Annotated in this window: 10 protein-coding genes and 2 pseudogenes; 9 read left to right on the top strand and 3 right to left on the bottom strand. The window is 73.0% G+C overall.

Annotated features, from left to right (window positions below; genetic code table 11):
• A pseudogene (locus EAD98_RS05515) lies at positions 1 to 515 on the bottom strand (cell wall anchor protein); the annotation flags it as partial.
• 305 nt (positions 516 to 820) lie between these two features.
• On the opposite strand from EAD98_RS05515, the gene rsmD reads away from it, so the two are divergent.
• From rsmD to EAD98_RS05470, 9 genes and pseudogenes are all read left to right on the top strand, one after another.
• Complete coding sequence (gene rsmD / locus EAD98_RS05510; RefSeq protein ID WP_121652989.1) at positions 821 to 1,384, top strand: 16S rRNA (guanine(966)-N(2))-methyltransferase RsmD; 564 nt, start codon at positions 821 to 823, stop codon at positions 1,382 to 1,384.
• Positions 1,381 to 1,863: a pantetheine-phosphate adenylyltransferase gene (gene coaD, locus EAD98_RS05505; RefSeq protein ID WP_074317724.1), complete on the top strand. Its 483-nt coding sequence runs from the start codon at positions 1,381 to 1,383 to the stop codon at positions 1,861 to 1,863. Before rsmD ends, coaD begins: the two co-directional genes overlap by 4 nt.
• Positions 1,864 to 2,103: 240 nt before the next feature.
• A complete protein-coding gene (locus EAD98_RS05500) occupies positions 2,104 to 2,601 on the top strand; it encodes a hypothetical protein (protein ID WP_109816180.1) in 498 nt (165 codons plus the stop codon).
• A gap of 110 nt (positions 2,602 to 2,711) precedes the next feature.
• A complete protein-coding gene (locus tag EAD98_RS05495) occupies positions 2,712 to 3,275 on the top strand; it encodes a DUF177 domain-containing protein (RefSeq protein WP_089017299.1) in 564 nt (187 codons plus the stop codon).
• A 5-nt stretch (positions 3,276 to 3,280) separates the two neighbouring features.
• Positions 3,281 to 3,454 (top strand): 50S ribosomal protein L32, encoded by a 174-nt coding sequence (gene rpmF, locus EAD98_RS05490; RefSeq protein ID WP_074317731.1) that lies wholly within the window; start codon positions 3,281 to 3,283, stop codon positions 3,452 to 3,454.
• Between the two features lie 114 nt (positions 3,455 to 3,568).
• Positions 3,569 to 4,555, top strand: a complete 987-nt coding sequence (locus tag EAD98_RS05485; protein ID WP_121652988.1) for a phosphate acyltransferase PlsX — start codon at positions 3,569 to 3,571, stop codon at positions 4,553 to 4,555.
• A pseudogene (gene rnc, locus EAD98_RS05480) lies at positions 4,552 to 5,259 on the top strand (ribonuclease III); the annotation flags it as partial. The gene EAD98_RS05485 and the pseudogene rnc, both read left to right, overlap by 4 nt.
• Before the next feature lie 346 nt (positions 5,260 to 5,605).
• On the top strand, positions 5,606 to 6,463 hold the full coding sequence (gene mutM, locus EAD98_RS05475; RefSeq protein WP_121652990.1) for a bifunctional DNA-formamidopyrimidine glycosylase/DNA-(apurinic or apyrimidinic site) lyase: 858 nt from the start codon (positions 5,606 to 5,608) through the stop codon (positions 6,461 to 6,463).
• Between the two features lie 232 nt (positions 6,464 to 6,695).
• Complete coding sequence (locus EAD98_RS05470) at positions 6,696 to 8,915, top strand: MMPL family transporter (RefSeq protein WP_121652987.1); 2,220 nt, start codon at positions 6,696 to 6,698, stop codon at positions 8,913 to 8,915.
• 91 nt (positions 8,916 to 9,006) lie between these two features.
• On the opposite strand, the gene EAD98_RS05465 is transcribed toward EAD98_RS05470, so the two are convergent.
• Positions 9,007 to 9,849: an endo alpha-1,4 polygalactosaminidase gene (locus EAD98_RS05465; protein ID WP_121652986.1), complete on the bottom strand. Its 843-nt coding sequence runs from the start codon at positions 9,847 to 9,849 to the stop codon at positions 9,007 to 9,009.
• Positions 9,850 to 9,968: 119 nt separating this feature from the next.
• A partial coding sequence (locus EAD98_RS05460) for a CAP domain-containing protein (protein ID WP_233583723.1) occupies positions 9,969 to 10,630 on the bottom strand: 662 nt, incomplete at its 5' end.

Here is a 10,630-nt window from a genome sequence, read left to right as displayed (position 1 = left end):
GGAGTCCCCCAGCCCGACCCCCACCACCGCGTCTCCGTCGGGGTGGTGGGGGTCGGAGTCGGGCTGCTCGGCGTCGGGGTGGGCTCCTCGGCGCAGGTGCCGGCCTCGGTGGCTTCCACCGTCCGGTGCTCGGTCACGATCCGGTCCGGACGCTCCCAGCGCGCCTCGACGGTCAGCTCGATCTTCGGGTTCTTCTCGGTGAAGGTGTGGGTCTGGGTTCCGCTGAGGAGGTCCCCACCCTTCGCCGGGAGGGTGGCGCCGACCTTCAGGTCGCCCTCGGTGAACTCGTCGCCGATGGTCGACGTGACCGAGGTGATCTCGGCATCGATGTTCTCGCTGTTGCCGACCTTCCACGTGACCGTGGCCTTGCCGTCGGCGGCCAGGCAGTAGGTGCCGGACGGCTCGGGGTGGTGGGCGCTGGCCGGCGCGGCGAACGTCGTCATGGCGCCGATGCCGATCAGCGCGCCGGCGGCGACGGCCGCGGTACGCCGGAACGGAGACTTCGGACGGATCACTGGTACTCCTGGAGTGCTGAAGCGTTAGGGGCGTGGCACGGGAACGACAGTGGACGGTCACCGCACGTCCGGATGTAGGGGTGTGTTCCTGTGCCGTGGGCCGGCGGATTCCCGCCGGCACCCGGCAGACCCTAGCGAGATCGTCGCGGGTGATACAGCGCTCAGGATTAGCTAAGACTGATGTTATGAATATGAGATCATCGATACACGAAAAGTGATCATGTGGTCGCTGAGGCGATACCGGCGGTGTCGGTCGCGGCCTTCGTCCGCTCGCGTAGCGTCGGGGTCATGAGCAGGAGGAGACGGTGACCCGGATCGTGGCCGGGACGCTCGGTGGTCGGCGGATCGCCGCGCCACCCGGCGCCGGCACCCGACCCACCTCCGACCGGGTCCGGGAGGCGCTGTTCAGCGCCGTCCAGGCCGAGGCCGATCTCGAGGGCGCCCGCTTCGCCGACCTGTACGCCGGCTCCGGCGCGGTCGGGCTGGAGGCGCTCTCCCGGGGCGCACGGCACGTGCTGCTGGTCGAGTCCGACCCTCGGGCGGCCCGGGTGATCCGGGAGAACGTGGCGGCCCTGCGGGCCGGACCCGCCGTCCGCCTGGTGACCGGCAAGGTGGCGACCGTGCTGGCCGCCGGCCCGGACGGTGGACCGTACGACGTGGTCTTCGCCGACCCGCCGTACGCGGTGCCGGACGCGGAGATCACCGCGCTGCTGACCGCGCTGGTCGACGGTGGCTGGCTGGCGGGCGACGCCCTGGTGGTGGTGGAGCGGTCCAGCCGCACCGGACCGGTCGAGTGGGTGGACGGGATCACGGCCGAGCGCAGCCGCCGCTACGGCGAGACCACGCTTTGGTACGGTCGCCGATCATGAGACGTGCGGTGTGTCCCGGCTCCTTCGACCCGGTCACCAACGGACACCTCGACATCATCGGTCGGGCCAGTCGGCTCTTCGACGAGGTGATCGTCGGCGTGCTGATCAACCAGTCGAAGAGTGGCCTCTTCACGGTCGAGGAGCGGATCGACATGCTCCGCGAGGTCACCGCCTCGTACGGCAACGTGCGGGTCGAGTCGTTCCGGGGGCTGCTGGTCGACTTCTGCCGGGCCCAGCAGGCGAGCGTGCTGATCAAGGGCCTGCGGGCGGTCAGTGACTTCGACTACGAGTTGCAGATGGCCCAGATGAACATCGGGCTGGCTGGCGTCGAGACGCTGTTCATGCCGACCAACCCGCTCTACTCGTTCCTCTCCTCCAGCCTCGTCAAGGACGTGGCCAAGTGGGGCGGCGACATCTCCGCCCACGTCCCCGACCCGGTCCGCGAGGCCCTCCAGTCCCGCCTCGGCCCCCGCCCCTGACGCTCCCGACCCGGTCGCGGTCCCGGAATCGTGACCGCGGTGACCGTTGTCCCGGCGGTAGAGGCGAGATCATCGCGCCCCCCTTTCCGACGTGGTCGCGCCGTGTAACGATGTCGCGACGCGCCGGGTCGGGGTGGATCGGGCGGGTGTGGGGCGGGCACGACATGATTGGTGGAGCGGGGAACCGGCCGTAGCCCGCATCATGGAGGTCGGCCGACGAACGACAGGAGTGAGGTACCGGTGGACCCGCTCGATCGCATCGACGAACTGATCGCCATGGTGGAGCAGGCTCGCTCCGTCCCGATGTCGCGCAACAACTGCATGGTCGACCGGGGCGAGATGATCGCGGCCCTCGACGAGATGCGCGCCGACCTCCCCGCCGACCTGCGTCGCGCGTCCGCGCTGCTCGACGAGCGCGACAAGATCATGGAAGCCGGCAAGCGCGAGGCCGACCGGATCATCAGCGAGGGTGAGGCGGAACACGCCCGCCTCGTCTCGGTGAACGAGATCACCGTCTCGGCCGAGCACGAGGGGGCCCGGATCATCGCCGAGGCCCGGGCCGAGGCGCAGCGCCTGCGCGAGGAGGTCGACGACTACGTCGACACCGCGCTGGCCAACTTCGAACAGTTCCTCACCAGGGCGCTCGCCTCGATAGAACGCGGCCGCGACAAGATGCACGCGCTGCGCGAGATCGGCACCTTCGGTGGGGATGAGGCGGAACGCCCGCTACCCTTCTGAGCGGCACCTCACCAGCCGACATTCTGAGGCGGGCGTCGCCCCCGGTTCGACGGTCCGGCGGTCGCCCAGGTAACCTTTTTTGTCGGCCTCACACCGGCCGGAGTCTGACTATGCCCAAACACTCGCCATCGACACTCGACCCCAGGTCGCCGCTGGTCCTCGACACGAGGGACCTGCCGCGCCGGCCTGGCGCGTTGCGTACGGTCCAGCGGGTCGTGCCGGCACCGGCGGACCTCGGTGTGGAGTTGATCGGCGTTCCGGAGGGCGCGGACCTCGACCTCGACCTGAGGCTGGAGTCGGTGTCCGAGGGCGTGCTCGTCTCCGGGACCATCACCGGTCCCGTCCGGGGCGAGTGCGGGCGCTGCCTGCGCGAGATCAACGACTCGATGGCCGTGACGATCCAGGAGCTGTACGCGTACGAGAACAGCACCACGGACGCCACGACCGAAGAGGACGAGGTGGGCCGGATGCAGGGCGATCTGATCGACCTGGAGCCGGCGCTGCGGGACGCGTTGGTGCTCACGCTGCCGACCAACCCGCTCTGCCGGGAGGACTGCCCAGGACTGTGCCCCGAATGCGGGACGCACTGGGACGATCTGCCGGCCGACCACAGTCACCAGCAGATCGACCCGCGTTGGGTGGGCCTGTCGCAACTGACCCGTACAGAGGAGTAAGAACCGTGGCCGTCCCGAAGCGCAAGATGTCGCGCAGCAACACCCGGTCCCGCCGGGCGAACTGGAAGGCGACCGTGGTCGCGACCGTCGCGTGCCCGCAGTGCAAGTCCCCGAAGCTGCCGCACGCCGCCTGCTCCGTCTGCGGCACCTACAACGGCCGCCAGGTCATCGAGGTCTGACCTGGACGCCGAGTGACGCCCCCGACCCCGGGTCGGGCGGCGCGCGCACCCTGGCATTCGCCCGGTGCCCCGGCTCCCTCCGACGCCGGCCGGCCCGATTCGGTCGGCGTTCCGGTGGAGCCGGGCACCGCGCGGATCGCCGTTGACCTCCTCGGCGGGGACGACGCTCCCGCCGTCGTGGTTGACGGCGCTCTGCGGGCCGTGCGCGCCGACCCTGACCTGCATCTACTTCTCGTCGGCCCGGCCGAGGTCGCCGACGAGCTGATCGCTGCCCTCGATCCGGGTCAACGCGCCCGGATCACGGTGCGGCCGGTCCGCGACGCCGTCGGCATGGCCGACCATCCCAGTGCCGCCCGCGCGGAGAGCACCGTACGGGCCGCGGTCACCGCCGTCCGCGACGGGACCGCCGACGCTCTGGTCTCCGCCGGCGCCACCGGTGCCACCGTCACCGCTGCCGTGCTGGGCCTCGGCCGCTGGCCCGAGATCCGCCAACCCGCCCTCGTCGCCACCCTGCCCGGGGTCGCCGGGCCGGTCGTGCTGCTCGACGTCGGCGGCTCGCTGGAGCCCCGCCCGGCCACCCTCGCCCGGCACGCCGTGCTCGGCGCCGCGTTCGCCGCGGTGGCGCATTCGATCGCCGAGCCCCGGGTCGGCCTGCTCTCGGTCGGCACCGAGGCCGGTAAGGGCGACCGGGTCCGTCGGGCCACCGATCCGCTGCTCGCCGTCGAGCCGCTGCCTCCGGGGGCGCGCTACGTCGGGCTGGTCGAGGGGTACGACGTGGCCCTCGGCGCGCGCGCCGATGTGGTGGTCACCGACGGCTTCACCGGTAACGTGCTGCTCAAGGCGATCGAGGGCGCGTACGCGATGGCCGGCGGCCCGCCCGCCGGTGGTGGCGCTCCCCGCGCCGCCGCCCTGCTCGGCGTGGCCGGGACGGTGGTCGTCTGCCACGGTTCCGCACGCGCGACCGACGTCGCCTCCGGCATCGCCCTCGCCGCCCACCTGTGGCGACGGCGTGCCACCGACCTGGTCTCCGCGTTGCTCGACGGCGACGCCGCGACGCACCGCACCGACCGCTCCACCGACACCGAGGTACGCACATCATGAGCAACGACAAGCGGCGGCGGGCGTCCGTCGGTCACCTGGAAGCCGCGTTCGGCGTGAGCCTGGAGCCTGACCTGCTGCAACGCGCGCTGACCCACCGCTCGTACGCGTACGAGAACGGCGGCCTGCCCACCAACGAGCGGCTGGAGTTCCTCGGCGACTCGGTGCTCGGCGTGGTGATCACCACGGCGCTCTTCCACAACCACCCGGACCTGCCCGAGGGGCAGTTGGCGAAGCTGCGGGCCAGCGTGGTCAACATGCGCGCCCTCGCCGACGTGGCCCGTGGCCTGGGCCCGGACGGCCTCGGCGCGTACCTGCTGCTCGGCAAGGGTGAGGAGACCACCGGCGGCCGGGACAAGGCGAGCATCCTGGCCGACACCCTGGAGGCGCTGCTCGGCGCGATCTACCTCCAGTACGGGCTGGACACCGCCGGGATCGTCATCCATCGGCTCTTCGACCCGCTGATGGCGGAGTCGGCCGGCCGGGGCGCGGCCCTGGACTGGAAGACGAGCCTCCAGGAGCTGACCGCGGCGCTCGGGCTCGGCGTGCCGGAATACCGGATCGAGGGCACCGGCCCGGACCACCTCAAGACGTTCACCGCCTGGGTGGTCGTGGCCGGCAACCGGTACGGCGGCGCCGAGGGGCGCAGCAAGAAGGAGGCCGAGCAGCGTGCCGCCGAGGCGGCCTGGCGCACGCTCGCCGACCAGGACGGGCAGGACGGCCAGGCTGGGGCGGACGACTCGGCCGACCGGGATGTGCCCGTCGGGCCGATGGAACGGGCCGAGAGGGCGGCCCAGGCCGAGCAGGCCGACCACCTCGCGCAGGCCATGCCGGCCGACGTCGCGGGGGAGCAGGCACAGACCAACGGCGCTCGTCCGACCGCCAACGGCGGCAACGGCACCCGGCCCGGGGCCGGCGGCGGCAGTGACACCAGGGCCGCGACCGGCGGCAGCGGGGCCGCGACCGGCGGCAGTGGCAGCGGGGCCGCGACCGACCCGACCAGGGCCGACACGACCGGCGCCGCCGCCGGTGACCACGGGCCGGGGCTCCGACATGCCTGAGCTGCCCGAGGTGGAGACCGTCCGGCAGGGGCTGGCCCAGTGGGTCATCGGCCGCCGGATCGCCTCGGTGGAGGTTCACCACCCCCGCGCGGTCCGTCGGCACGTCCCCGGGGGCGCGCACTTCGCCGACGTGCTCGCCGGGCGGACCGTGCTGGACGTCCGCCGCCGCGGCAAGTACCTGTGGCTGCCACTGGACAGCGGCGACGCGGTGATCGGGCACCTCGGCATGTCCGGCCAGCTGCTGCTCCAGCCGCCCGGTACGCCCGACGAGACCCACCTGCGGGTGCGTTTCCGGTTCGCCGACGACGGCCCGGAGCTGCGCTTCGTCGACCAGCGCACCTTCGGCGGGCTCTCGGTCAGCGAGGGCGGCGCCGACCTGCCCGCCGAGATCGCGCACATCGCCCGCGATCCGATGGACCCGGAGTTCTCCGACACGGCGTTCGTCGCCGCGCTGCGCCGCCGACGCACCGAGGTGAAACGGGCCCTGCTCGATCAGACCCTGATCTCCGGTGTGGGCAACATCTACGCCGACGAGGCGCTCTGGCGCGCCGGGCTGCACGGCGCCCGCCCGACCGACGCGCTGACCGGCCCGGCGGCACAGCGCCTGCTCGGCCACGTCCGTGACGTGCTCGCCGAGGCGATCAAGGTGGGTGGCACCAGCTTCGACGCCCTCTACGTCAACGTCAACGGCGAGAGCGGGTACTTCGACCGGGCGCTGAACGTCTACGGCCGCGAGGGTGAGCCGTGCCGGCGGTGCGGCGCGCCGGTCCGGCGGGAGGCGTTCATGAACCGCTCGTCGTACAGCTGCCCACGCTGTCAGCCCCGGCCCCGGGGTTCCCTTCGGGGATGACCCGGAGGCGGTTCGGGGTCGGTGCCGGCGGGTCGCGGTCGACCTCTCCGGGCTGGACCCCGCGCCGTTGTCCGAATCGCGGGCCGATGGCCGCCGCGCCACCCGTGGGGCGCCATCGACCTCTGTGGACCGGCTCCGGGGAGGGCCGGGGTCGATCCCCGATGTGACCGCCTCGTCACGCTCCTAGCGTCAGCACCGTTGACAGGGGGCTGACGTGACAGGGGGACCCGAGATGGGGACAAGACCGGTGACGGTGCGGATGGCGCGGTGGAGCGCCGAGCACCCGTGGCGGGCGATAGCGCTGTGGGCCGTGTTCGTGGCGGTGTGCTTCCTCGGTGGCAACGCCGCCGGCCTCAACGAGGCCACCAGCGGCGACCAGGCGATCGGCGAGGCGGGGCGCGCCAGCCTGATCGTGGATGCCGGCGCGTTCGACGACGCGGCCGTGGAGAACGTACTGATCACCTCGCGGGGCGGCGCGCTCGACGCGGCGGCGGCGAAGGCGGCGGCGGACGACGCGGCGGCCCGGCTCCGTACGGTCACCGGCGTCGCCGAGATCGGTCCGCCGGTCACCTCCCGGGACGGCTCGGCGCTGCTGCTGCCGATCACCATGTCCGGCGATCCGGGTACCGCGTCCGACCGGGTGCAGCCACTGCGGGACGCCACCGCCACCGTCCAGGAGGCGCACCCGCAGCTGCGTGTCGAGCAGGTCGGCGGCCCGTCCATCGGGCAGGCCCTCGACGACACCCTGGGCAAGGACTTCAAGCGCGCCGAGCTGCTCAGCCTGCCGGTCACGCTGGCGATCCTGATCGTCGCGTTCGGCGCGCTGATCGCGGCCAGTGTGCCGGTGCTGCTGGCCCTCTCCTCGGTCGCCGCGGCGATGGGTCTGTCCACTCTCGCCTCGCACCTCGTGCCGGCCACCGACACCACGGCCCCGGTGATCCTGCTGATCGGCATGGCGGTCGGCGTCGACTACTCACTCTTCTACGTCCGCCGGGAACGGGAGGAACGCGCCAAGGGCCGCTCCGGCCTGGACGCGGTGGAGATCGCGGCGGAGACCTCCGGACACGCCGTGGTGGTCTCCGGCTTCGCAGTGATCATCTCGATGGCCGGCCTGCTGCTCGCCGGCGACGTGGTCTTCTCGTCGCTGGCCATCGGCTCGATCCTGGTGGTCGCGGTCGCGGTGATCGGCTCGCTGACCGTGCTGCCCGCCCTGCTGGCCAAGCTCGGCCGTTGGGTCGACCGGCCCCGGGTGCCGCTGCTCTGGCGACTGACCGCGCCGCGCGCCGGCCGGCACGGCGAGCCCCGCGCGCCCCGACTCTGGCCGGCGGTGCTCCGGCCCGCGCTGCGCGCCCCGGTGCCGACCCTGGTCATCTCGGTCGGGCTGCTGCTCGCGCTGGCCGCGCCGGCGCTCGGCATGAAGCTGAAGTTCCCCGGCATGGAGGACCTGCCGCGCAGCACGCCGGCGATGCAGGCGTACGACCGCCTCACCGCCGCCTTCCCGAGCACCGGCACCAACCACGTGGTGGCCGTCCGGGCGCCGGCCGAGCAGGCCGACCGGGTCCGCTCGGCGCTCACCGACCTGGCCACCCGGGCCGCCGGCGATCCGCTGTTCGCCCCCACCGAGGCCGACGGCCCGAAGATCGAGGTGTCGGCCGACCGGCGGGTGTCGGTGCTGGACGTCGCCACCCCGTACGCCAGCCGGGACGACCGTTCGGTGCGGTCGCTGGAGAAACTGCGTGCGGATCTGGTCCCGGCCGAGCTGCGGGGCATCCCCGGCGTCGAGTACGCGGTCGGCGGCAGCGTGGCCGACAGCGAGGACTACGCGCAGCACGTCCGGGACAAGCTGCCGCTGGTGATGGGCTTCGTCCTGGTGCTCACCTTCCTGGTCATGGTGCTCACCTTCCGGTCGGTGGTGGTGGCGGCCAGCGCGATCGCACTGAACCTGCTCTCCGCCGGCGCCGCGTACGGGCTGCTGGTGCTGGTCTTCCAGGGCGACTGGGCGGCGGGACCGCTCGGCTTCACCTCGATGGGCGCGATCGTGTCCTGGCTGCCGCTGTTCCTCTTCGTGGTGCTCTTCGGCCTCTCCATGGACTACCACGTCTTCGTGGTCAGCCGGATCCGCGAGGGGATCCGGGCCGGCCTGCCCAACCGGGACGCGGTGGCGTACGGGATCACGTCGTCGGCCGGCGTGGTGACCAGTGCGGCGATCGTGATGGTCGGAGTGTTCTCCATCTTCGCCACGTTGAGCACGATCGACATGAAGCAGCTCGGCATCGGCCTGGCGGCGGCGATCCTGCTGGACGCCACGATCATCCGGGGCGTGGTGCTGCCGGCGCTGATGACCATGCTCGGCGACGCCAACTGGTGGGCGCCACGCTTCCTGCGCCCGCGCGAGGCGCCCGCAGCGAGCGACCCGCCGGCCTCCGCCCCGGAGCTGGTGTCGGTGTCCTGACCGTTCCCTCCGCCCGGCCGGGTCGCGACCGCGACCCGGCCCGGCGGTGCGCCGCCACCACGCCGCCGGTCGAGGCCACGCGCGCCGATGGTCAGGGCAGCGGGCAGGCTTCCCGCCAGGCGTCCAGCGTCCGCTCCTTGCGGATGGACGCGAAGCCGTAGCCGACCGTGGTGACGCAGAAGTCGTCGGTCGAGCCGGTGTACTCGACGTGGAAGACCGGCTTGTCGGCGTCGGCGAAGGGCAGCAGCTTGGCGCACTGGTCCAGCCGGACGCACTCCTCGTTGACCGCGAAGTCGAAGTCCGGGGCCAGCGCGGCGAGCTGCGGCACGTCGTTGATCAGCCCGGGGGAGAGGTCCAGGGACCGGGCCAGCCGGGCCAGCCGGCGGTTGAACAGCAGTTGGCTGTCGAAGTCGAGTGGGAAGCCGGTGCGTTGCGCGTACCCGTCGGCGTCGGCCAGCGCCACCGCGCCGAAGCCCTTGCCGCGGCAGAGCCGGAACCGGTCGGCCAGCACCGGTTCGAGGTCGTCCCACCGCCGGACGTCCAGCCACCGGCTGCCGGGTTGCCGGCCGGTCGAGCCCTGGACGGCGGCCGGGAGCCGGCTGGCGTCCGGGTCGGCCGAGCGGACCGAGCCGACGTACACCTGGCAGATCAGCCGGCGGTTCCGGGAGCGCAGCTCGGCGGTCTGCGCGGCGGTGGTGGCCACCGGGTCGAGCAGGAAGACGTCGGCGTCCACCGCCGGGTCGAGCGGCCCGTGCAGTTGCCACTGCCACTGCCAGTGCCGGGCCTGTTCCGCCGGCCACCGGGTGGGCGCGCCGGGCGGGGTGATCTCGGGTCGACAGCCGTAGGCCGGCACCACCACGACGAGCGCGACGCAGACCGACACGATTCGGCGCAGCGGGCGTACGACGGCGCGTCGCCGCGGCCGGATCCGCATCGGCAGCTCCCGGGTCCCGGGCGGCCCGGCGCCGCCCTCACCGGTACGCCGACGCCCCCACGCTCCGGCCCGGCGTACCTCACCGGGTCAACGAGCGCGGGGGCGGGGACGACGCGCGGTCAGCGCGGTGCCGCGAAGACCTGCGTCCAGTACGGCCCGTTGCTGTTGGCGATACCGACGCCGATCTCGGTGAACGCGCAGTTCAGGATGTTCGCTCGGTGGCCCGAGCTGTTCATCCAGGCGTCCATCACGGCGGCCGGGTTCTTCTGGTTCCACGCCACGTTCTCGCCGTAGGTGCGCCAGGCGTAGCCCACGCGGTCCAGCCGGGCGCCGGCGTTGCTGCCGTCGCTGCCGGTGTGCGACATGTTCTGGTGGTCGGCCTGATCCTGGCTGTGCCGCTGGGCGGCGGTCATCAGCTTGTCGTCGATGCTCAGCGCCTTGCAGCCGGCCTTGGCCCGTTCGGCGTTGACCAGGTCCACCACCTCGCGGGCCTGGGCGCTGACGGTGCCGCCGCCGCTGCCGCTGCCGCCGGAGCCCGTGCCGTTGGTGGCGCTCGGCGCGCTGGTACGCGGGGTGCTGCGCCGCGAGGCGGCGGTGGTGCGCGACGAGGCCGGTGTGGGCTTGACGACCTTGCTCGGCGTCGGGCTCGGCCGAGCCGAGGTGGGCGCGGCGGTCGGGGAGGGCGCGACCAGGCTGTCGACCGCCGGCTCCTCGGTCGGCACCGCCGGCGCGGCGGCGAGGGTGTCGTCGACGGCGGTCGGCTCGCTGGCCGCGCCGTCGC

Origin of the sequence: Micromonospora sp. CV4, from assembly GCF_003667455.1 — a bacterium.
GTDB lineage: Bacteria > Actinomycetota > Actinomycetes > Mycobacteriales > Micromonosporaceae > Micromonospora.
The sequence above is the reverse complement of the archived record's forward strand: the minus strand, read 5'-3'. Positions and strand labels throughout refer to the sequence as shown.